Origin of the sequence: Pseudoxanthomonas spadix (assembly GCF_003703395.1) — a bacterium.
In the GTDB taxonomy this organism is placed as follows: Bacteria; Pseudomonadota; Gammaproteobacteria; order Xanthomonadales; family Xanthomonadaceae; genus Pseudoxanthomonas_A; species Pseudoxanthomonas_A spadix.
Genome location: NZ_RDQN01000005.1, coordinates 197,489 through 218,128, shown reverse-complemented (window position 1 = coordinate 218,128; position 20,640 = coordinate 197,489). Strand labels below are relative to the sequence as shown.

The 20,640-nt window shown below is 67.4% G+C and carries 18 protein-coding genes and 1 tRNA gene; 9 read left to right on the top strand and 10 right to left on the bottom strand.

Annotated features, from left to right (window positions below; genetic code table 11):
- Positions 1 to 183: 183 nt before the first annotated feature.
- The 4 genes from D9R12_RS10410 to D9R12_RS10395 all read right to left on the bottom strand — a co-directional run bounded on the left by D9R12_RS10410 (position 184) and on the right by D9R12_RS10395 (position 4,396).
- Positions 184 to 3,123 (bottom strand): SNF2-related protein, encoded by a 2,940-nt coding sequence (locus tag D9R12_RS10410; RefSeq protein WP_122230298.1) that lies wholly within the window; start codon positions 3,121 to 3,123, stop codon positions 184 to 186.
- A 60-nt stretch (positions 3,124 to 3,183) separates the two neighbouring features.
- A complete protein-coding gene (gene mads1, locus D9R12_RS10405) occupies positions 3,184 to 3,384 on the bottom strand; it encodes a methylation-associated defense system helix-turn-helix domain-containing protein MAD1 (RefSeq protein WP_122230296.1) in 201 nt (66 codons plus the stop codon).
- Between the two features lie 738 nt (positions 3,385 to 4,122).
- Positions 4,123 to 4,196 (bottom strand) — tRNA-Gly (locus D9R12_RS10400).
- A 17-nt stretch (positions 4,197 to 4,213) separates the two neighbouring features.
- Entirely contained in the window at positions 4,214 to 4,396 is a 183-nt protein-coding gene (locus tag D9R12_RS10395; RefSeq protein ID WP_147475075.1) for a hypothetical protein, read from the bottom strand.
- Positions 4,397 to 4,785: 389 nt separating this feature from the next.
- Here D9R12_RS10395 and trmB point away from each other — a divergent pair, with 389 nt between their 5' ends.
- The 3 genes from trmB to D9R12_RS10380 are packed head-to-tail and all read left to right on the top strand — an operon-like array spanning position 4,786 to position 7,822.
- Positions 4,786 to 5,520, top strand: coding sequence for a tRNA (guanosine(46)-N7)-methyltransferase TrmB (gene trmB, locus D9R12_RS10390; protein WP_122230292.1), 735 nt, complete (start codon positions 4,786 to 4,788; stop codon positions 5,518 to 5,520).
- A gap of 27 nt (positions 5,521 to 5,547) precedes the next feature.
- Positions 5,548 to 7,419 (top strand): SLC13 family permease, encoded by a 1,872-nt coding sequence (locus tag D9R12_RS10385; protein WP_122230290.1) that lies wholly within the window; start codon positions 5,548 to 5,550, stop codon positions 7,417 to 7,419.
- A 22-nt stretch (positions 7,420 to 7,441) separates the two neighbouring features.
- Complete coding sequence (locus tag D9R12_RS10380) at positions 7,442 to 7,822, top strand: ACT domain-containing protein (protein WP_014159557.1); 381 nt, start codon at positions 7,442 to 7,444, stop codon at positions 7,820 to 7,822.
- A 112-nt stretch (positions 7,823 to 7,934) separates the two neighbouring features.
- Here D9R12_RS10380 and D9R12_RS10375 read toward each other — a convergent pair whose 3' ends face one another.
- Entirely contained in the window at positions 7,935 to 8,258 is a 324-nt protein-coding gene (locus D9R12_RS10375) for a Rieske (2Fe-2S) protein (protein ID WP_014159556.1), read from the bottom strand.
- An 81-nt stretch (positions 8,259 to 8,339) separates the two neighbouring features.
- On the opposite strand from D9R12_RS10375, the gene D9R12_RS10370 reads away from it, so the two are divergent.
- The 3 genes from D9R12_RS10370 to mscL all read left to right on the top strand — a co-directional run bounded on the left by D9R12_RS10370 (position 8,340) and on the right by mscL (position 9,851).
- Entirely contained in the window at positions 8,340 to 8,615 is a 276-nt protein-coding gene (locus D9R12_RS10370) for a hypothetical protein (RefSeq protein WP_122230288.1), read from the top strand.
- A gap of 56 nt (positions 8,616 to 8,671) precedes the next feature.
- Positions 8,672 to 9,379 (top strand): fumarylacetoacetate hydrolase family protein, encoded by a 708-nt coding sequence (locus tag D9R12_RS10365; RefSeq protein WP_122230286.1) that lies wholly within the window; start codon positions 8,672 to 8,674, stop codon positions 9,377 to 9,379.
- Positions 9,380 to 9,440: 61 nt separating this feature from the next.
- Entirely contained in the window at positions 9,441 to 9,851 is a 411-nt protein-coding gene (gene mscL / locus D9R12_RS10360) for a large-conductance mechanosensitive channel protein MscL (RefSeq protein ID WP_122230284.1), read from the top strand.
- 33 nt (positions 9,852 to 9,884) lie between these two features.
- On the opposite strand, the gene D9R12_RS10355 is transcribed toward mscL, so the two are convergent.
- From D9R12_RS10355 to cysD, 5 genes are all read right to left on the bottom strand, one after another.
- Entirely contained in the window at positions 9,885 to 10,766 is an 882-nt protein-coding gene (locus D9R12_RS10355; protein WP_244672006.1) for a TrmH family RNA methyltransferase, read from the bottom strand.
- A gap of 3 nt (positions 10,767 to 10,769) precedes the next feature.
- The gene (locus tag D9R12_RS10350; protein WP_122230280.1) at positions 10,770 to 12,209 is read right to left on the bottom strand and encodes an alanine/glycine:cation symporter family protein; all 1,440 of its coding nucleotides are present in this window, start codon (positions 12,207 to 12,209) and stop codon (positions 10,770 to 10,772) included.
- A 101-nt stretch (positions 12,210 to 12,310) separates the two neighbouring features.
- Entirely contained in the window at positions 12,311 to 12,886 is a 576-nt protein-coding gene (locus D9R12_RS10345; RefSeq protein ID WP_122230278.1) for a GNAT family N-acetyltransferase, read from the bottom strand.
- A 156-nt stretch (positions 12,887 to 13,042) separates the two neighbouring features.
- Positions 13,043 to 14,929, bottom strand: a complete 1,887-nt coding sequence (cysN, locus tag D9R12_RS10340) for a sulfate adenylyltransferase subunit CysN (protein ID WP_122230276.1) — start codon at positions 14,927 to 14,929, stop codon at positions 13,043 to 13,045.
- Positions 14,929 to 15,840, bottom strand: coding sequence for a sulfate adenylyltransferase subunit CysD (gene cysD, locus D9R12_RS10335; RefSeq protein ID WP_122230274.1), 912 nt, complete (start codon positions 15,838 to 15,840; stop codon positions 14,929 to 14,931). Before cysD ends, cysN begins: the two co-directional genes overlap by 1 nt.
- Before the next feature lie 200 nt (positions 15,841 to 16,040).
- On the opposite strand from cysD, the gene D9R12_RS10330 reads away from it, so the two are divergent.
- The 3 genes from D9R12_RS10330 to D9R12_RS10320 all read left to right on the top strand — a co-directional run bounded on the left by D9R12_RS10330 (position 16,041) and on the right by D9R12_RS10320 (position 20,494).
- On the top strand, positions 16,041 to 17,906 hold the full coding sequence (locus tag D9R12_RS10330) for an assimilatory sulfite reductase (NADPH) flavoprotein subunit (protein ID WP_122230272.1): 1,866 nt from the start codon (positions 16,041 to 16,043) through the stop codon (positions 17,904 to 17,906).
- A 129-nt stretch (positions 17,907 to 18,035) separates the two neighbouring features.
- A complete protein-coding gene (gene cysI / locus D9R12_RS10325; protein WP_122230270.1) occupies positions 18,036 to 19,763 on the top strand; it encodes an assimilatory sulfite reductase (NADPH) hemoprotein subunit in 1,728 nt (575 codons plus the stop codon).
- Complete coding sequence (locus D9R12_RS10320) at positions 19,760 to 20,494, top strand: phosphoadenylyl-sulfate reductase (protein ID WP_014159546.1); 735 nt, start codon at positions 19,760 to 19,762, stop codon at positions 20,492 to 20,494. The genes cysI and D9R12_RS10320 overlap by 4 nt, the downstream gene beginning before the upstream one ends.
- Positions 20,495 to 20,640: the final 146 nt, after the last annotated feature.

The window sequence follows — 20,640 nt, the reverse complement described above, 5'->3', positions numbered from 1 at the left end:
AGGAATTCAAACCGCGGCCCTGCGCTGCCAGGGCTTTCATTCTCTCCACAACGACTTGGCCGGGGCGAACGGAGTTATAAAGGTAGTTGCGATGCCTTCCACTTTTGAAAACCACATGGATTGAATCCTCGGTTACTTCATAAGTAACGACGTTGGAATTCCCACTGAGATTGCGATACCGCGTCATTTCAGCTCCCATTCGACCGTGAACAGCGTGCGCTCTTCCACCTGCTGCTGGAGCTGCGCCTCAAGCTGGGTGATCAGATCGTTGCGCTGCGCTTCGACTTCATCCTGCCGGGCAAACAGCTCGCGGCGCAGCCTGCTGCGCTTGCCTTCCAGCTCGCGCTGCTTCTTCTGCCATGACAGCTTCTCTTCCAGTGTCGGCGAAATGGCGGCGCTGCGCCGCACTTCCTTGATCTCGCGGTCGCTTTCCTTGATCTCCTGCTCCAGGCCCAGCTTCAGGTCGTCCGCCCAAGCGTCCAGCTTTTGCACCTCCTGCTCGAAGTAGCCGAGGCTGCGCTGGTGGATGTCGCGCAGCAGGGCGGCCTTGCGGGCTTCGAGGTCTCGCTCCAGCGTCGATTTCCCCTCACCCCGGCCCTCTCCCCCAAGGGGCGAGGGGGCCATGGCCGCCGGCAGGCGCAGGAGCTTTTCGGGATCGTCTTCCGCCAACGCGACACCATTCCGGGTGCTGGCTGCAACCAACAGGTGCTGCTCCTGATTTCCCAGGGCGGTGACTTCCAGCAGTGCCAGGGTGAGCCAGCCGGTCTGGCCGCGATAGGCTTTGAGTGTGCTGATCTGGGTGCCGTGGGCGTCGTAGTCGAATAGCAGCCGGGCGTTCGGCAGGTCATGGGCTTTGGCCCGATGCACGACCCATTCCGCCAGCGGGTGGCCGAGCCGGTACAGGTGCGCCTCGCCGCTGCGCCGGGGTAGTTCGTAGCGGCCGAGCGAAACCCTGGTCAAGGCTTCGCCCTCTCCCCCGACCCCTCTCCCGCAAGCGGGAGAGGGGAGCAAATCGCCGGGCAGGTGATGGAGCACGAATCCATGCGCGTCAAAGCTTGCGCAGTCGGCCAGCTCCGCACGGGTCAAATCCATCAACATGCGCTCGTACTTGCTGCGTGCCGCGCGGCTGTCTTCGGCGCGCACGCGCAGCTTTTCTTGCACCTGTTCGTCGAAGTTCTCCAGCAGGAGTTGGCGCGTCTTGACCATCGCTTCGCTGATCTCGCCAGACAGATCGAGCTGCAATTGCTCGAAGCTGGCGCGAATTTGCGCCGGCTCGCGGCAGTTCTGGTAGATGTCGGCGATGCGCCGCTCGAAGTCCACACCCGAACCGATGGCGCCCAGCACCTCGTCGCTGGCCCCGAACACGCCCTCGAAAAGTTGGAATTTCTGATCGAGCAGTTCGTAAACGCGCTTGTCCGCTTCATTGCTGCGGTCGACGAAGTTGACCACCACCACGTCGAACTTCTGGCCGTAGCGGTGGCAGCGCCCGATGCGCTGTTCGATGCGCTGCGGATTCCACGGCAGGTCGTAGTTGATGACCAGCGAGCAGAACTGGAGGTTGATGCCCTCGGCGCCGGCCTCGGTGGCAATCATGAGCTTGCCGCGTTCCTTGAAGTGCTCGACCAGCGCCGCGCGGGTGTCGGCGGTCTTGGAGCCGGTGATGCGGTCGGTGCCCGCGTGGCGTTTCAGCCAGTCCTTGTAGGTGGCCTGCGCGCGTGCGTCGCTGTTGGTGCCGTTGAACAGCACGATGCCGTCGCCGTAGGGCGTGTCGGCCAGCAAGCCGAGGAGGTATTCCTGCGTGCGCCTGGATTCAGTGAAGATGATGGCCTTTCGGGGCGCGCCCAGTCGATCCAGCTCTGCAAACGCGCGATCCAGCGCGGTGAGCAGCGCCTTGCCCTTGGCGTTGTCCCGGATGTTGGTTGCCAGCGTTTTGAAGTGGCGCAGCTCCTCGATCTCCTGCGCGATGGCGTCACGCTCGGCGCGGCTCGCTGCCTTGGCGCCCGGCTCCTGGCCTTCCCGTTCGTCGGCGCCGCTTTCATCAAGATCGGCGTCGAGCGACTCGTAGTCCTCGTCCAGTTCTTCGGCCAGATCGGGAACCACGGCAGCCTCATCCAGCACGCCCTGGAGACGCTTGGCCATGGTCTCCAAGGCGCCGGCGATTGCGTGCGTGCTGGAGGCCAGCAGCTTCCACAGCACCAGTGAAATCAGTTGCCGCTGCCCGTCGGGCAGGGCCTTGAGGTTGGGGCGGCGCAGGTAATCGGCGACGAGCCTGGAAAGTTCCTGCTCTTCGCTCGATGGCGTGAACTCCTCGACGATGGCCCTGCGCGCCGTGTACGAAACGTAGGGCTGCACCTGTTTGCGCAGGGTGCGCTTGCAGATGGGCGACAGCCTGTCACGCAGACTGCTGACGGATTGCTCCCTGCCAGTGAACTGCGAGCGGAAGCTGTCGAGGTCGCCGAACACGCGGTCATCGATGAAGCTGACCAGTCCATAGAGTTCCAGCAATGAGTTCTGCAACGGCGTCGCGGTCAGGAGCACCTTGGAGTGAACGCGCGACAGCGCCTCCTTGAGGGTCTTGGCGATGACGTTGCTGGTTTTGTAGACGTTGCGCAGGCGATGCGCCTCGTCGAGCACGACCAAGTCCCAGTCGATGCCCTTGACGTCGTCGGCCTTGGCCTTCGCGAACTGGTAGGAACAGATGATTGGGCCGGACTCCAGCAGGAACGGGCTGCGCCGCTCTTGCTTGCGGATCGCGTTGTAGCTTTTGGCTTCGAGGATCAGCCCTTGCAGGCCGAACTTGTCCTGCAACTCCTGGTGCCACTGCTTGCGCAGGTTCGCCGGCACGATGATGAGGATCTTGCGTCGCCGTTCGGCCCAGCGTTGCGCGATGACCAAACCGGCCTCGATGGTCTTGCCCAGACCGACCTCGTCGGCCAGGATCACGCCGCGCGAAAGGGGATTGCGGCAGGCGAACAGCGCCGCCTCGACCTGATGCGGGTTCAGGTCCACCTGCGCATCGACCAGGGTAGAAGCCAGCGACTCCACCGTGTCGCCCGCCGCGCGTCGGGTCAGCAGCCAGGCGTAATACAGGCTCTGGTGCGGCGTCAGAAGCGGCTGGGTCAACGGCAATCCTCCCCTTAAGCTCTTAGCGGAGCGTGATTCGGCAGCTGGCTCGGTTCGCGCTCACTCGGCCTCCGGCTTCGTCTTGTTGATGCTTTCGGCGATCCAGCGATCCAGCTCCGAGCGGCGAAAGCGCCAGGTACCTCCAAGCTTGAACGCCGGGATCTCGCCTTTCTGGGCAAGGCGATAGACCGTCCGTTTCCCGGCTTTGAGGTAGGCCGCGACCTCCTCCAGCGTGAGGATCTCGCTCTCGACTTCAGTCATCCGGAAACCATCCGATCTGGCCTTTCGTGGCTTTCAATTACCAAGTTTAGCCATTTACACCAGGCTGCCGACGGATGTCGGCCAGCCCCGCGATCCGGGCAGCATTGCACCGTTGACTGCCTCCGCGGCCCTGCTGCACGAAATGGCAGTCGATCCGCACTCCGAGCAGCCGACGGGTGGCCTCTGGCGTCGGGCACGGCCCGCTGCGAAGGCCCTGCCGCTTCCGCTACCGAAAGGAGCGTGAGTACCGCCTGCACAGCGCCGCTATCGGACTGCTCCATGCGCGCCTTCTCGATCCGGACGACTTCGATTGGCTGGCCGGCCAATACGGGCACGCCGGCACGCTTGGCGGGCGGATCGCGCGAGCCGACCAGGCATCGGTTACACAGAAACACGGCGGCGATGCCTGCAGGGCGCCGGCGGGCCAGGCATGCGATGACACGGGCAGGGACAGGCCATCCAGGTCAGCCTGCCTAACGGCCAGGTCTGACAGTGCCATGCTCTTGCTCCTGAACATGAGTCAGGAACCAGATGCTGGTCACGTCGACCTCGCCCCTCCATCCACAATCCGTAAATCAGCCGCGCCCGCAAAAATGGACTTGTTTGTGGACTTAGAAGTCCCGGCTGTAGATGGATCGCAGTGGACCACGGCAGAACGTTCAGGAGAGGAAAAGTCCTTGTGTGGCAATGACTTGCAGACTCTCTTGGACTTCTGCACAAGTCCGCAGAATGATGCGGTGGAGCGGGTGAAGGGAATCGAACCCTCGTCAGTAGCTTGGGAAGCTACAGCTCTACCATTGAGCTACACCCGCGTCGGACAGGCGGCAGTCTATGCGCTGGCCTGCCCCGCACGCAACGCCAGGGCCGGGCGGAAATGGCCGGAGCCGGTGAGGCTGTCGCCGAAGAACGCGGTCTGCGAATAAACCAGCTCGGCGTGCACCTGCGCGGTAACGCCCGCCAGGGCGAGGACGACCGCCGCAGCCAGGCTGGACAGGCAAGGGGATGCGTGCATGTGCAGCTCCATCGTGTCGCGGAGGGTGTCAGGCACGGCGCCGTCCGTGCGGCAGCGCATTGGGACGCCGTGGGTTCATTGCGCCCCTGGACAACTCACCTGCAACGCGGCACGCGGCAAGCGGCACAGGCTTGCGCGAACGCTTCCGCTGGCCGCGAACGGGCCACCGCCGGGACGCCGGCCGGATGGTCCCCGCAGTGACCGGCGTTGAGACCAGGCGCACGGCGTGCAACCAGGCCCGATCCCTCGCCCGCCTGCTGCCTTCATGAGATCGCCAGGGCGCGCGCCGACGACGCGCCGGTGCCGCCAAGTTGGGCGATAATCCGTGCCATGCCACAACACCCCCACTCCGCCGCGTTGCTGGCAGGCCCTGCTGGAATCAACGGCCGATGACCGATCCGTTTTCCAGCCCCGGCGCCAAGGCCCCGCCCAAGCCGTTCACCGCCACCGAAGGCCGTCGCCAGATCCGCAGCTTCGTGCTGCGCCAGGGACGTTTCACCGAAGCCCAGCAGCGTGCGTTCGAGACCCAGTGGCCGCGCTTCGGCCTGGACTATCAGGGCCGGCAGCGCGATTTCGACGCGGTCTTTGGCCGCAAGGCCAGACGGGTGCTTGAAATCGGCTTCGGCAATGGGCAGGCGCTGCGCTTTGCCGCCCGCCAAGACCGGTCGCGCGACTACATCGGGATCGAGGTCCATGCGCCCGGGGTGGGCCGCCTGCTCAACGCGCTGGACCAGGACGACGCCGACCACGTGCGCCTCTACCACCACGATGCGGTGGAAGTGCTGCACAACGAAGTGGCCGAAGGGGCGCTGGACGAAGTGCGCATCTACTTCCCCGACCCCTGGCACAAGAAGCGCCACAACAAGCGTCGCCTGATCCAGCCGGCGTTTGCCCAGCTGCTGGTCTCGCGCCTGGCGCCGGACGGCCGCCTGCACGCGGCCACCGACTGGCAGGACTACGCCGAGCAGATGTGGGACGTGCTGGACGCCACGCCGGGCCTGCGCAACCGGGCCGGCGCGCGCGGCACGGTGCCGCGCCCGGACTGGCGCCCGCAGACCCACTTCGAAACCCGCGGCCAGAAACTCGGCCATGGCGTGTGGGACCTGCTGTATGACCGTTGCTGAGCAACCACGCCGAGTGCATCGCAGGTAATGGATACCGCCCTGACCCTGACCAACGACATGCGCCTGGTGCTTGGGCTGGTCGGTTTCGTGATGGTGATGTTCCTGTTCGAACGCATCCGCGCCGACGTGGTCGCGGTGGTGGTGCTGGTGGTGCTGGGCCTGACCGGGCTGGTGGCGCCGGAGGAGATCTTCGGCGGCTTTTCCGGCAACGCGGTGATCAGCATCATCGCCACCACCATCCTGGGCGCGGGCCTGGAACGCACCGGCGCGCTCAACCGGCTGGCCTCGTGGCTGCTGCGGCGCGGCCACGGGGTCGAGCAACGCCTGCTGCTGCTGACCACCGCGATCGCCGGGCTCAACTCCTCGTTCATGCAGAACCCCTCGGTGATGGCCCTGTACCTGCCGGTGACCGCGCGCCTGGCCTCGCGCACCACGCTCAACCTGCAGCGTCTGCTGCTGCCGGTCTGCGCGGCGATCGTGATGGGCGGGGCGCTGACCATGGTCGGCAACTCACCGCTGATCCTGCTCAACGACCTGCTGGTGTCGGCCAACAACAACCTGCCCTCGGGCATGGCCACGCTGGAACCGCTGCGCATGTTCGCGCCGCTGCCGATCGGCGTGGCGCTGCTGCTGGCCTCGCTGGCGTATTTCCGCTTCTACGGCGATCGCAAGCTGAAGGAAGAAGCCGTCGGCACTGCCGGCACCAGCAGCGCCATCCCGGCGCGCACCGAAAGCTATTTCGCCAATACCTACGGGATCGAGGGCGAGGTGTTCGAACTGACCGTCAGCGCCGACAGCCCATTGGTCGGCATGACCCTGGGCGAAGCCGAGGCCCTGCACGGCGCGCCGCTGATGCTGGCGCTGCAGACCGGCAACGACACCCGCCTGGCGCCGCCGGCGGACATGCGCATCTGGGTGGGCAGCGTGATCGGGGTGATGGGCAAGCGCCAGGACATCGCCGACTTCGCCCAGAACCAGTTCCTGCGCCTGTCCTCGCGCCTGCGCCACTTCGGCGACCTGTTCAATCCCAGCCGTGCCGGCATTTCCGAAGCGGTGATCCCGCCGACCTCCAGCTTCATCGGCAAGAGCGCAGCGGCGCTTTCATTGCGCAAGAAGTCCGGCATCAGCCTGCTGGCGATCAACCGCGACAAGAAAGTGATGCGTGAGGACGTGCGCAAGGTGCCGCTGCGCGCCGGTGACATGCTGGTGCTGCACAGCACCTGGCAGGATCTTGCCGCCACGGCCAAGAATGGCGATTTCGTGGTGGTCACCGACTACCCCAAGGGCGAGCAGCGCCCGCACAAGTTCAAGATCGCCATGGCAATCTTCGCCCTGACCATCATCATCGCGCTGACCTCGCGCCTGCCGGTGGCGTTGACCCTGATGACCGGGGTGGCCGGCATGCTGCTGACCGGCGTGCTGCGCATGGACGAGGCCTACGCCTCGATCAACTGGAAAACCGTGTTCCTGATGGCCGGGCTGATCCCGCTGGGCTGGGCGATGGACAGCAGCGGCGCGGCGGCGTGGGTCGCCGGCCACACCGTCGAACGCCTGCCCGAAGGCCTGCCGGTGTGGGTGCTGGAACTTGCCGTTGCCCTGCTGACCACGGCCTTCTCGCTGGTGATCAGCCACGTCGGCGCGACCATCGTGATGGTGCCCATGGCGATCAGCCTGGCGCTGGCCGCAGGCGGCAACCCGACCGCGTTCGCACTGGTCACCGCGCTGTCGGCGTCCAATAACCTGATGACCGCCTCCAACCCGGTGGTGTCGATGATCACCGGCCCGGCCAACTACAGCGCACGGCAGATGTGGCGCATCGGCGGCCCGTTGTCGCTGATCTACACCTTCGTGGTGGTGGCCATGGTCAACCTGATGTTCTGGTGGAGCAGCCGGGTCTGATCGAGCTCGGCAAGGAGCGCCCATGGCACTGACACTCAAATTGCTCGAAGGCCAGTTCGCGATCTGCCGCCTGCCTGCCGGATCGGCGTTGCCGCACTGGTTCGTGCATGGCGCGCTCTCGCATGTCAGCTGGACCGATGAGGAACTGTCCATCGTCTGCGACGAAGGCCGCGTGCCGGAGGAGGTGCAGTGCGAACGTGGCTGGCGCAGCCTGATGCTGCGTGGACCGTTCGCCTTCGAGCTGACCGGCATCCTGGCACAGGTGCTGCAGCCGCTGGCCGAGGCAAAGGTGGGCATCTTCGCGGTATCGACCTTCGACACCGACTACGTGATGGTCAAGCAGACACAGCTGGGCGCAGGCCTGGATGCGTTGCGCGCGGCCGGCCACACCATCGAGGAATAAGCGCGGCGCCAGGAACCGTAGAGCGGGTCTCGACCCGCCGCTATCCGGCAAGAGCGTGACGGCGGGTCGAGACCCGCCCTACCGGGAACGCCCGGTCGCTGCCGGTGCGCTTCTACCCCAATACCACCTGGCCATCGCGCACCTGCAGCGCCACCGCCTGCAGGCACTGCCCGCGGCATGGCCCGGACAGGCACTGTCCATCCTGTAATTCGAAGGTGGCGCCATGCGCGGCGCAGACCAGCGCACCGGTCCTGGTCAGCAGGAACTTGCCCGGCGCCCAGTCCAGTCGCCGCCCCGCATGCGGGCAGACGTTGAGCCAGCCGCGCACCTGCTGGCCCTGGCGCACCAGCAGCAGCGATTGCGCGCTGCCCTCGATCATCGCCTCGGCCTCGGCCGGGACGCCATCGGGCAGCGCCTCCAGGGCAATCACATCCATGGGATTAACAAAGGTTTCACACACTGCCGAAAGAGGCGACCATACTGCGTCACGGTTCCTACACATTCTGTCACCAGCCCGATGATCCGCACCTTCTCCTTCGACAGCCATCGCTTGCGCGCCGTGTTCGCCCCGCGCAAACCCCGCCATCGGCTGCTGCGCATTGCCGTGGGCCTGCTGGGTCTGGCCGTGCTGTGCGTGCTGGTGTTCTTCGGCGTGTTTGTCGGTGCCACGATGCTTGCCGCCGGCCTGGCCTATCGCCTGCTGTGGCCGCGCCAGCGCCCCGCCGCGCAACAGCACGTGGTGGAAGGTGAGTACCGGGTCGTGCGCAAGCAGGCGCTGCCGCTCTCGCACTGAATTGGGTGGGTGACCATTACACTCTGACATTCCCTTGTCAGCCAGGAATGTCCCCGATGTCCGATGTGATTCCAGCGCCACAGCAGGCGCGCGTGCCCGTCCGTGGTGGCGGCACCTTTCCGGTACACCGCATCTATTGCGTGGGCCGCAATTACGCCGACCACGCACGTGAGATGGGCTCGGAGGTGGCGACCTCGAAGGCCGAGCGCGGCGAGCCGACCCTGTTTGCCAAGCCGGCCGATGCGATCGTCACCGGCAATGCCGATGTGCCCTACCCGCCGGGCACCAATGACCTGCATCACGAACTGGAACTGGTGGTTGCGCTGGGCGCCGACGCACCCCCCGGCGTGCTGGCCGCGGAGGACGCCGCCGCGCTGATCTACGGCTACGCCATCGGCCTGGACCTGACCCGTCGCGACCTGCAGAACGCGGCCAGAAAGGCCGGCCAGCCCTGGGACACGGCCAAGGGTTTTGACCACTCGGCGCCGATCAGCGAACTGGTGCCCGCCGCGCAGGTGGCCGACCTGATGTCGTTGACCGTGACCCTGACCGTCAACGGCAGCGTGCGCCAGCACGCGCCGCTGACCGACATGATCTGGGACGTGCCGGACATCCTGCACGAACTGTCCAGGCTCTACGCGCTCAAGGCCGGCGACCTGGTCTTCATGGGCACCCCGGCCGGCGTGGCCGCGTTGCAGCCAGGCGATACCTTCGTCGGCAGCCTCGATGGCGTGGCCCAGGTGCGCGGCACCATCGTCGCTTGACCTGCCTCCACATGCCGCTGCGCTAGGCTGGCAGCGACTTCCCCATCCAAGAGGAAAGCCCATGGGCATGTTGAGCGAGTTCAAGACCTTCGCCATGCGCGGCAACGTGATCGACCTGGCCGTCGGTGTGGTGATCGGCACCGCGTTCGGCAAGATCGTCACCTCACTGGTCAACGACCTGATCATGCCGCCGATCGGCATGCTGGTCGGCAACGTGGATTTCTCCAGGCTGGCGATCACGTTGAAGGAGGCCTCGGTGGATGCGGCGGGCAAGGAAGTGCCCGCGGTCGTGGTGGCCTATGGCAGCTTCATCAACACGGTCATCCAGTTCATCATCGTGGCCTTCGCCATCTTCATGGTGGTGCGCACCCTCAACCGCTTCAAGAAGACGCAGGAAGCCAAGCCGGCCGCCACGCCCGAAGACGTGCTGCTGCTGCGCGAGATCCGCGATTCGCTGAAAAAACAGTCGTAACCGCCACGGCTTCACCGGTGCCATCGCCTTTGGCTAGGCGCGATGGCCCGCCCACTGCGCCAGCAGCACCGCGGTGGCCGCGGCGACGTTGAGGCTCTCGACCCGGCCGCTGCCGGGGATGGACAGGGCCAGATCGCATTGGCCAGCCAGGTCGCGGTCCATGCCCTGGCCCTCGGCGCCCAGCACGTAGACCAGGCGCTGCGGGAGCCTGGTCGCAAACAGATCTTCGCCGCCCTGCACCAGCGTGGCGGCCAGGCTGAAGCCGGCCGCGCGCAGCTGTGCGAAGGCCGTGGCACTGTCGCCGGCCTGGACCAGGGTCACCGCTTCGGCACCGCCTTCGGCCACGCGTGCGGCGGCGCCGGACAATGCCAGCGGCCAATCCTGCGGCAGCAGCAGGCCGGCCACGCCGAAGTGCGCGGCCGAGCGCAGGATCGCGCCGAAATTGTGCGGATTGCCCACCCCATCCAGCCACAGCGCCAGTGCCGGGCCAGCCGGAAGCGCACCGATCCAGTCGGCCAGCGACACCGGCGCACGCCGCAGCACCTCGGCGACCACCCCTTCGTGGTGCGCGCTGGCGGCCAGCTTGTGCAGGTCGGCTTCTTCCACCACCCGATAACCGACACGGTTGGCCACGCACCAGGCCAGGATCGGCTTGAGCGCGGGCACGCGGGCCTGGCTCAGGTACAGCTTGCGCAGCGCCTCGGGGCGCGATTCGAACAGCGCCCGCACGGCATTGAGGCCGTACAGCCGGACTTCTTCGCCACGACGCGAAGGACGCGGCGGCGCCTGCGTGTACGGACTTTCAGCGCCATCCACTGCGGCATCGCGCGGGGCGTGCTCGCCGGAAGCATGTTCACGCGGCGCACGCACGCCGGCTTGGCGACGCGGGGGAAGTTTCTGCCAGGGTCCAGCCATTGCTCAGGGCGCCTTGTTCTCGTTCCACAGCTGCGCATGTTGGATGCCCAGCTTTGCGGGGTCGAACACCGGGTCCAGCCCGGCCTTCTTCTGTTGCTCGTAATCGCGCAGCGCGATCAGGGCCGGCCGCTGCAGGATCAGGATCGCGATGATGTTCAGCCAGGCCAGCAGACCCACGCCAATGTCGCCCAAGCCCCAGGCCAGCTGCGCACTGCGCACCGAGCCGTAGGCCACTGCCGCCATCTGCGCCAGACGCAGCGCATGGATCAGCCACGGACGGTGCACCGTGCGGTTCATGTAGGCGATGTTGGTTTCGGCCATGTAGTAGTAGGCGACGATGGTGGTGAAGGCGAAGAACAGCAGCGCGATCGCCACGAAACCGGCGCCCCAGCCGGGCAGCACCGATTCCACCGCGGCCTGGGTGTAGGACGGCCCGACTTCCGTACCGGGCAGCCCGTGGTAGAGGAAGCCACCAGCCGGGTTCTCCACGTTGTACATGCCGGTGGAGAGGATCAGGAACGCGGTGGCCGAGCACACCAGCAGGGTGTCCACGTAGACCGAGAACGCCTGCACGTAACCCTGCTTGGCCGGGTGCGAGGCCTCGGCCGCGGCCGCCGCATGCGGGCCGGTGCCCTGCCCGGCCTCGTTGGAATAGATGCCGCGCTTGACCCCCCACTGCACCGCCAGGCCAAGCACCGCGCCGAAGCCGGCCTGCATGCCGAAGGCGCTCTTGACGATCAGGCTGAACACCACCGGCACCTGGCCCACGTCGGTGGCCATCACGTACAGCGCCATCAGGATGTAGCCCACCGCCATGAACGGCACCACGAACTCGGCAAAGCGCGCGATGCGCCTGACTCCGCCGAAGATGATGAAGCCCAGCGCCACCGCCACGACCAGCGCGCTCACCCAGGTCGGCACACCCCAGGCGGTGTTCATGCCCTGGGCGATGCTGTTGGCCTGCACGCCCGGCAGCAGCAGCCCCGAGGCGATCACCATGACGATGGCGAAGATCCAGGCGTACCACTTCTGGCCCATCGCCTTTTCGATGTAGTAGGCCGGGCCGCCGCGGTACTGGCCGGAAGGGTCGCGCTCCTTGTAGATCTGGCCCAGGGTGGATTCCACATACGCCGTCGAGGCCCCCAGGAAGGCCACCACCCACATCCAGAACACCGCGCCGGGGCCGCCGAAGGCGATCGCCGTGGCCACCCCGGCGATATTACCGGTGCCCACGCGCCCAGACAGCGACATGGCCAGCGCCTGGAACGAGGACACGCCCGAGGCCGAGGACTGGCCCCTGAACATCAACCGGATCATCTCGGCAAAACCGCGCACCTGCATGAAGCGGGTGCGCACCGAGAAATACAGGCCGGCACCCAGGCACAGATAAACCAGCGCCGGGCTCCAGATGACGCTGTTGAGGGTCGAGACAAGTTTTTCCACCGGCGGTGGCTCCGTAGCATTGAAAGGGGGGGACACAGGCCACACGCGCCTGTCCCCTACACCTTACCCGAACCCACCGCCGCGCCTGCGCCGCGGTGCACTCACCCCGGCGGCGCCACCCGGGCGAAGCTGCGCAGATCATGCACGCGGCCATGCTTGACCACCGCGCAGCGCAGCCTGCCTTCTTCGACGAAGCCGTTCTTGAGCAGGACCTGTGCCGAGGCCGGATTGCTGTCCAGCACCTGCGCGCTCACTCGATAGAGGCCCAGTTCAGCCATCACCCACGGCACGTACAAGGCAACCACCCGGCTCATCACGCCCTGGCCCCAGTGCGCGCGCCCGAGCCAGTAGCCCAGCTCGGCGCTGTGCCGGCGTTCACCGCGACCCACGCGCGCGGCGATGCCGCCGCAGGCCTGCGCGTCCAGTTCGATCGCCAGCACCGGATCGGCCAGATCGACCACGTGGCCGGACAGGAATCGCTCCGCGTCCTGGCGCGTGTAGGGCGAGGGAAAACGGTCGCTCAATCCGGCCGCGACCCGTTCATCGTCGGCATGGCGCAGCAGAGCCTCCAGATCATCGGGGCGCCAGCGGCGCAGGACCAGACCCTGGCCCTGCAGGCGCAGGCCGTGCCCGCGCGCCGCGCCGTGGTTGGGGTCAAGATGGGGGATGCTGTGCATGCGAAGTTGGCCTGGTGCGGGACCAGAGCGCAGTGTGCCGCAACGTGCGCGGGGCGAGATCCGGGTCAGGCTTTTGTGGCCGCCTTGGCAGGGGGGCTCTCCCGATAAAGCGCCATCGCCGCTGAAGCGGCTCCCACATCCACACCGCGCGCCGAATCAGTCCAGTCCCAGCGCTGCCAGCACCCGCGCGACCAGTTGCTCGGTCGACTCCTGGGCCGCCAGCAGGTGCAGCTCCGGTGCCTGCGGCGCTTCATAGGGCGAGTCGATGCCGGTGAAGTTGGGGATCTGGCCGGCGCGCGCCTTGGCGTACAGCCCCTTGACGTCGCGCGCCTCGGCCACGGCCAGCGGCACGTCGACGAAGACCTCGATGAACTCGCCCGGCGCGAAGCGCTCGCGCGCCATCTGCCGCTCGGCACGGAACGGGGAAATGAAGCTCACCAGCACGATCAAGCCGGCGTCGGTCATCAGCCTGGCCACTTCCACCACCCGGCGGATGTTCTCCACCCGGTCGGCGTCGGTGAACCCCAGGTCGCGGTTCAGGCCATGGCGCACGTTGTCGCCGTCGAGGATGAAGGTGTGGTAGCCCAGCGCGTGCAGGCGCTTTTCGACCAGGTTGGCGATGGTGGACTTGCCGGCGCCGGACAGGCCGGTGAACCACAGCACGCGCGGGGCCTGGCCCTTGATCCGTGCGCGCGCGGCCCTGTCCACGTCCAGGTGCTGCCAGTGCACGTTGCCGGCGCGGCGCAGGGCGAAGTCCAGCGTGCCGGCGCCGACGGTGGCATTGGTCTGGCGGTCGATCAGGATGAAGCCGCCCAGGGTGCGGTTGCGGGCGTAGGGCTCGAAGGCGATCGGCTCGTCCAGCGACAGGTTGCACACGCCCACTTCGTTGAGCGCCAGGCGCTTGGCGGCCATGGCCTGCTGGGTGTTGACGTCGATGCGGTGCTTGATCTCGCTGATGCTGGCCGACACGGTGCGCGTGCCGATCTGCAACCAGTACGGACGGCCCGGCAGCAGCGGGGCATCGTCCATCCACAGCACGTGCGCGGCGAACTGGTCGGACACTTCCGGCGGGTCGCCGGCAGCGGCAATCACATCGCCGCGGCTGATGTCGATCTCATCGTCCAGGGTGAGGGTGACGGCCTGGCCGGCGCGGGCCACTGGCACCTGGCCGTTGGCATCGCGCACGCTGGCCACAGTCGAGCGCCGCGCCGAAGGCAGCACCACCACCACATCGCCCGGGCGCACCTGGCCGGCTGCGATCGTGCCGGCGAAGCCGCGGAAATGCTGGTGCGGCCGATTGACGTACTGCACCGGCAGGCGCAGGCCGCCGGCGACATCGGCGCTGTCCAGCGGCAAGGTATCCAGGTGTTCGAGCAGGCTGGGGCCGGCATACCAGGGGGTGTTGGGCGAGCGGCTGGAGAGGTTGTCGCCTTCCAGTGCCGACAGCGGGATGCACTGCACCCGAGCGATGCCCAGCTGCGCGGCCAGCGCGCGATAGTCGCCTGCGATGCGCTCGAACACGCCCTGGTCAAAGCCGACCAGGTCCATCTTGTTCACCGCCAGCACCACCTGGCCGATGCCCAGCAGCGAGACGATGTAGCTGTGCCGGCGGGTCTGGGTCAGCAGGCCCTTGCGCGCGTCCACCAGCACCACCGCCACCTGCGCGGTGGAGGCACCGGTGGCCATGTTGCGGGTGTACTGCTCGTGGCCGGGGCAGTCGGCGACGATGTACTTGCGCCGGTCGGTATCGAAGTAGCGGTAGGCCACGTCGATGGTGATGCCCTGCTCACGCTCGGCGGCCAGGCCATCGAGCAGCAGCGCGTAATCGATGCCCGCCCCTTGCGTGCCATGACGGCGGCTGTCGCTTTCCAACGCCGCCAGCTGGTCGTCGAACAGGCGCTTGCTGTCATACAGCAACCGGCCGATCAGGGTGCTCTTGCCATCGTCCACGCTGCCGCAGGTGATCAAGCGCAGCAGCGGCTTGGCTTCGTGCTGTTTCAGGTACGCGGCGATGTCGGTGTTTACCTGCCTCTGCCCATCCATCAGAAATACCCTTCCAGCTTCTTCTGCTCCATCGACGCGCCCGGATCCTGGTCGATCACCCGGCCCTGGCGCTCGGAGGTGGTGGCCACCAGCATCTCGGCAATGATCTTCTCCAGCGTATCGGCGCTGGATTCCACCGCGCCGGTCAGCGGATAGCAGCCCAGCGTGCGAAAGCGCACTGACTTCATCATCGGCACCTCGCCGTCCTTCAGCGGCAGGCGCTCGTCGTCGACCATGATCAGCGCACCGTCGCGCTCGACCACCGGCCGCTCGGCGGCCAAATACAGCGGCACCACCGGAATCCGTTCGCGGTAGATGTAGAGCCAGATGTCCAGCTCGGTCCAGTTGCTCAAGGGGAAGGCACGCACGCTCTGGCCGCTGTGGATGCGCGCGTTGTACAGGTTCCACAGTTCCGGGCGCTGGTTCTTGGGGTCCCAGCGGTGGCGCTCGTTGCGGAACGAGAACACCCGTTCCTTGGCGCGCGATTTTTCCTCGTCGCGGCGCGCACCACCGATGGCCGCGTCGAACCTGTACTGCTCCAGCGCCTGCTTCAGGCCCTGGGTCTTCATGATGTCGGTGTGGACCGTGGCGCCGTGGGTGAACGGGCCGATGTCCTGGGCGATGCCATCCGGGTTGATGTGCACGCGCAGGTCCACGCCGGTCTCGGCGGCGCGCCGGTCGCGGAAGGCGATCATCTCGCGGAACTTCCAGCGCGTATCCACGTGCAGCAGCGGGATCGGCGGTGGCGCCGGGGCAAAGGCCTTGAGCAGCAGGTGCAGCAGCACCGAGCTGTCCTTGCCCACCGAATACAGCAGCACCGGGTTGCGGAATGCCGCGGCGACCTCGCGCAGGATGTGGATGCTTTCGGCTTCGAGCCGGTCAAGATGGGACAGGGAAACAGCAACGGTCATTGGATGGCGCACGGACGAAGGGAACCTCCGGCGGCAGGCGGGCGGCGCTTCAGCCGCGCCCTGCTGGCGGAAACGGCAGTGTGGCATCGCTTATGCATCAGCGAAATAAGCGCGCGGCATAAGCCCATAACCCCCCATCCTTTCAAGCCGCTTGGAAACAGGCCTAGCATCGCTCGCCTGCCAAACCGCCTGGAATTGCGATGTCTGCTGTACCTCCCGCGTTGTCCGTCAGCCCCTTGCCCGAGGAGCGCAAGGCGTTGCTGGCCCGGGTGGTCGACGGCCTGGACAGCGCCTCGCTGTGGTGGCTGTCCGGATTCACCGCCGGCCTGGCCCAGGCGGCCCACCCGGCCCCGCAGCTGGCCCTGCTCCAGGGTGCAGCCGCGACCGGTGCCCCGCTGGCCACGCCCGGCGAACGCGCCACGGTGCTCTACGGCAGCCAGACCGGCAATGCCAGGCGGGTCGCCGAGGGCCTGGCCTCCGAACTGGAAGCAGCCGGCCTGGCAGTGCGCCTGGTCCGCACCGACGCCTACCCCACCCGCGAACTGGCCAGCGAGCGCCTGCTGTACCTGGTGATCAGCACCCAGGGTGAGGGCGACCCGCCGGATGACGCGATCGGCTTTACCGAGTTCCTCAAGGGTCGCCGCGCACCCCGGCTCCCGGAGCTGAAATTTGCCGTACTGGGCCTGGGTGATTCGAGCTATGCCGATTTCTGCGGCATCTCCAGGCGCCTGGACGCGCGCCTGGCCGAGCTGGGTGCGACCCGCCTGTTCGCTGCCGGCGAGGCCGACCTGGACATCGACACTGTCGCCGGGCCATGGCGGACGCAGGCGCTGGAACAGGCGCGCAGGACGCTCAAGCCGGCCGCCAGCGCCGCGCCCACCGCCACGGTCACGCCGCTGCGCCCGGCCGCGGCCGCGCCGGCGTATTCCCACGCCGCGCCGTTCCAGGCCGAGGTGCTGGCCAACCAGTCGATCAGCGGGCGCGACTTCAAGGGGCCCGCGTTTGGCCAGCACGGCGCGGCCGACAAGCAGGTGCGCCACCTGGAGCTGTCGCTGCAAGGCAGCGGCCTGAGCTACCAGCCCGGTGACGCGCTGGGCTTTGTCCATCGCAATCCGGCCGCCATCGTCGAGCCGGTGCTTGAGGCGCTGGCGCTGGACGGCGATGCCCAGGTCAGCCTCCAGGGCCATTCACGCAGCCTGCGCGACTGGCTGGCCGGCCATCGCGAACTGACCAGGCTCTCGCGCCCGTTCCTGGCCGCGCACGCCGCCCAGGCCAGGGCCAGCGAACTCAACGCGCTGCTGGCCCCGGGCCGGACCAGCGACTTGTCCGCGCTGCTGGGCAGCCATCAGCTGGTGGACGTGCTGCGCCGCTGGCCGGCCGAGTGGGAGCCCGAAGGCCTGCTCGCTGCGCTGCGGCCGCTGGCTCCGCGGCTGTATTCGATCGCCTCCAGCCGCGCCCGGGTCGGCGAGGAGGTGCACCTGACCGTGGATGTCCTGCGCTACCAGGCCCACGGCGTGGACCGCCTGGGCTCGGCCAGTGGCTATCTGGCCGCACTGGCAGAAGGCGACCACGCCCCGGTGTACATCGAGGCCAACGACCGCTTCCGGCTGCCGGCCGATCCGGCGCGCGACATCATCATGGTCGGGCCGGGGACCGGCGTGGCCCCGTTCCGCGCGTTTGTCCAGGAACGCGCCGAGACCGGTGCGGCCGGCCGCAACTGGCTGTTCTTCGGCAGCCAGCACTTCAACAGCGGCTTCCTCTACCAGAGCGAATGGCAGGACGCGCTCAGGCGCGGCGAGCTCGACCGCCTGGACCTGGCGTTCTCGCGCGACCAGGCGCACAAGCTGTACGTGCAGCACCGCCTGCGCGAGCGCGGCCGCCAGGTCTATGACTGGCTGCAGTCGGGCGCGCACTTGTACGTGTGCGGCTCGATCGCGATGGGCAAGGACGTGCACGCAGCATTGCAGGACATCGTCGCCGAGCACGGCGCGCTGGATGCGCAGGACGCGCACGACTTCCTGACCGCCCTGCAGAGCGAGGGACGCTATGCGCGCGATGTTTATTGAGGTGCCGGGACCCGGGACCCGGGACCGGGGACCCGGAAAAGCCGTGTACGCCGTTGCCTTTGCTTCTCCCGGGTCCCGGGTCCCCGGTCCCCGGTCCCGCCCCCACCTTTGCGCTGGTCGTCCCCGCCCATGAGCCACTCCGTCGAAGACATCAAGGCTCACAGCCACCGCCTGCGCGGCAGCCTGCTGGAGAGCCTGGCCGATCCGCTCACCGGCGCGCTGCGCGAGGACGACCAGACCCTGATCAAGTACCACGGCAGCTACCAGCAGGACGACCGCGACCTGCGCGATGAGCGCCGTCGGCAGAAGCTGGAGCCGGCCTACCAGTTCATGATCCGCACCCGCACCCCGGGCGGGGTGATCACCCCCGAACAGTGGCTCAAGCTGGACGCCATCGCGACCGAATACGGCAACCATTCGCTGCGCATCACCACCCGCCAGGCGTTCCAGTTCCACGGGATCATCAAGCGCGAGCTGAAGGCGACGATGCAGGCGATCAACGCCGCGCTGATCGACACGCTGGCCGCCTGCGGCGACGTCAACCGCAACGTCCAGGTCGCGGCCAACCCGCTGCTGTCCGATGCCCACGCCACGCTGTACGCCGATGCGGCCGCCACCTCCGAGCACCTGCTGCCCAACACCCGCGCCTACTACGAGATCTGGCTGGACGAGGAGAAAGTCGCCGGCGCCGGGGAGGAACCCGAACCGATCTACGGCGACACCTACCTGCCGCGCAAGTTCAAGATCGGCTTTGCGCTGCCGCCGATCAACGATGTCGATGTGTTCGCCAACGACCTGGGTTTCATCGGCGTGATCGAGCACGGCCAGGTGGTCGGCTACAACGTCAGCCTGGGCGGCGGCATGGGCGCCAGCCATGGCGATGCGCAAACCTATCCGCGCGTGGCCGACGTGGTCGGCTTCATCACCCGCGAGCAGCTGCTGGAGGTGGCCACCGCGGTGGTCACCACCCAGCGCGACTTCGGCAACCGCGCGGTGCGCAAGCGTGCGCGCTTCAAGTACACCATCGACGACAAGGGCCTGGACTTCATCAAGGCGCAGATCGAACAGCGCGCCGGCGTGCAGTTCCAGCCGGCGCGGCCGTTCGCCTTCGAACACAACGGCGACCGCTACGGCTGGACCCAAGGCAGCGACGGCCGCTGGCACCTGACCCTGTCGATCTGCGCCGGGCGCATCGCCGATGTCGGCGAAGCGACCCACCCCGGATCAGGTCCGGGGCAGGCTCTGACCGGCCTGCGCGAAATCGCGCGCGTGCTGGACGGGGGCGAATTCCGCATGACCTGCAACCAGAACCTGGTGATCTCCAACGTCGGCGCCGCACAGAAATCCGTGATCGATGCGCTGGTCGCCCAGCACGGCCTGGACGCCGGCAATGCGCTGCCGTCCGCGCTGGCGCGCAAGGCCATGGCCTGCGTGGCGCTGCCGACCTGCGGCCTGGCCATGGCCGAAGCCGAGCGCTACCTGCCCGACTTCAGCAACAAACTGCAGCCGCTGCTGGAAAGGCACGCGCTGGTCGAGGCCCCGATCGTGCTGCGCATCTCCGGCTGCCCCAACGGCTGCTCGCGTCCCTACCTGGCCGAGATCGCCCTGGTCGGCAAGGCCCCGGGCCGCTACAACCTGATGCTCGGCGGCGACCATCGCGGCCAGCGCCTGAACACGCTGTACCGCGAAAACATCACCGAGGACCAGATCCTGGGCGCGCTCGATCCACTGTTCGGCCGCTACGCCGCCGAGCGTGCCGCCGACGAAGGTTTCGGCGACTTCCTGCATCGCGTCGGCGAGATCGAGCTGCCGCCCTACCCGACCCACCGCTCCATTGACGTGGAACTGCACCCATGACCGCCCTGCCCGCCAACGACGACCTCCACGAGGCCCCACCGGCCGCCATCGACCTGGAGGCAGCCAACGCCGCACTCGAAGCCATGAGCGCGCAAGCGCGGGTCGCCTGGGCGCTGGAACATGGCCCGGCCCAGGCCGCGCTGTCGTCCAGCTTCGGCGCGCAGTCGGCGGTCGCGCTGCACCTGCTGACCCAGCAGAAACCGGACATCCCGGTGGTGCTGATCGACACCGGCTACCTGTTCCCGGAGACCTACCGCTTTGCCGATGCGCTGATCGAGCGGCTCAAGCTCAACATCAGGATCTACCGCCCGCTGGTCAGCCGCGCCTGGATGGAAGCGCGCCACGGCCGGCTGTGGGAGCAGGGCGTGGTCGGCATCGAGCACTACAACAGCCTGCGCAAGGTCGAACCGATGCGCCGGGCGCTGGAAGAGCTGGAAGTGGGCACCTGGTTCACCGGGCTGCGCCGCCAGCAGGCCACCAGCCGCGCCGGCACGCCGATCGTGCAACTGCGTGAGGGGCGCTGGAAGGTCAGCCCGATCGCCGACTGGACCGACCGCGACATCTGGCAGTACATGAAGGCCCACGACCTGCCGTATCACCCGCTGTGGGAAGAAGGCTATGTCTCGATCGGCGACTTCCACACCACCCGCCGCCTGGAACCGGGCATGCGCGAGGAAGACACGCGCTTCTTCGGGCTCAAGCGCGAATGCGGGATCCACGAACAGTTGTAGCGGGCTGTCGCCCAGCATGTGGTAATCGAACTTCAGCATCGGCACGCCCGGTCGCACCTTGCCCTTTATCCTGCAGGCCAGTCCATCGGGCCAGACGCCGCTGCCACGGCCACCGCTCCTAGGCCCGGGACAGCCAGCGTGTGGCG

Coding starts and splice junctions, on each gene's coding strand:
- D9R12_RS10320 (WP_014159546.1), top strand. CDS start 19,760: ATGACCGCCCTGCCCGCCAACGACGACCTCCACGAGGCCCCACCGGCC.
- D9R12_RS10380 (WP_014159557.1), top strand. CDS start 7,442: ATGGCACTGACACTCAAATTGCTCGAAGGCCAGTTCGCGATCTGCCGC.
- mads1 (WP_122230296.1), bottom strand. CDS start 3,384: ATGACTGAAGTCGAGAGCGAGATCCTCACGCTGGAGGAGGTCGCGGCC.
- D9R12_RS10330 (WP_122230272.1), top strand. CDS start 16,041: ATGTCTGCTGTACCTCCCGCGTTGTCCGTCAGCCCCTTGCCCGAGGAG.
- D9R12_RS10365 (WP_122230286.1), top strand. CDS start 8,672: ATGTCCGATGTGATTCCAGCGCCACAGCAGGCGCGCGTGCCCGTCCGT.
- D9R12_RS10395 (WP_147475075.1), bottom strand. CDS start 4,396: ATGCACGCATCCCCTTGCCTGTCCAGCCTGGCTGCGGCGGTCGTCCTC.
- cysD (WP_122230274.1), bottom strand. CDS start 15,840: ATGACCGTTGCTGTTTCCCTGTCCCATCTTGACCGGCTCGAAGCCGAA.
- D9R12_RS10370 (WP_122230288.1), top strand. CDS start 8,340: ATGATCCGCACCTTCTCCTTCGACAGCCATCGCTTGCGCGCCGTGTTC.
- trmB (WP_122230292.1), top strand. CDS start 4,786: ATGACCGATCCGTTTTCCAGCCCCGGCGCCAAGGCCCCGCCCAAGCCG.
- cysI (WP_122230270.1), top strand. CDS start 18,036: ATGAGCCACTCCGTCGAAGACATCAAGGCTCACAGCCACCGCCTGCGC.
- cysN (WP_122230276.1), bottom strand. CDS start 14,929: ATGGATGGGCAGAGGCAGGTAAACACCGACATCGCCGCGTACCTGAAA.
- D9R12_RS10385 (WP_122230290.1), top strand. CDS start 5,548: ATGGATACCGCCCTGACCCTGACCAACGACATGCGCCTGGTGCTTGGG.
- mscL (WP_122230284.1), top strand. CDS start 9,441: ATGGGCATGTTGAGCGAGTTCAAGACCTTCGCCATGCGCGGCAACGTG.
- D9R12_RS10375 (WP_014159556.1), bottom strand. CDS start 8,258: ATGGATGTGATTGCCCTGGAGGCGCTGCCCGATGGCGTCCCGGCCGAG.
- D9R12_RS10355 (WP_244672006.1), bottom strand. CDS start 10,766: ATGGCTGGACCCTGGCAGAAACTTCCCCCGCGTCGCCAAGCCGGCGTG.
- D9R12_RS10345 (WP_122230278.1), bottom strand. CDS start 12,886: ATGCACAGCATCCCCCATCTTGACCCCAACCACGGCGCGGCGCGCGGG.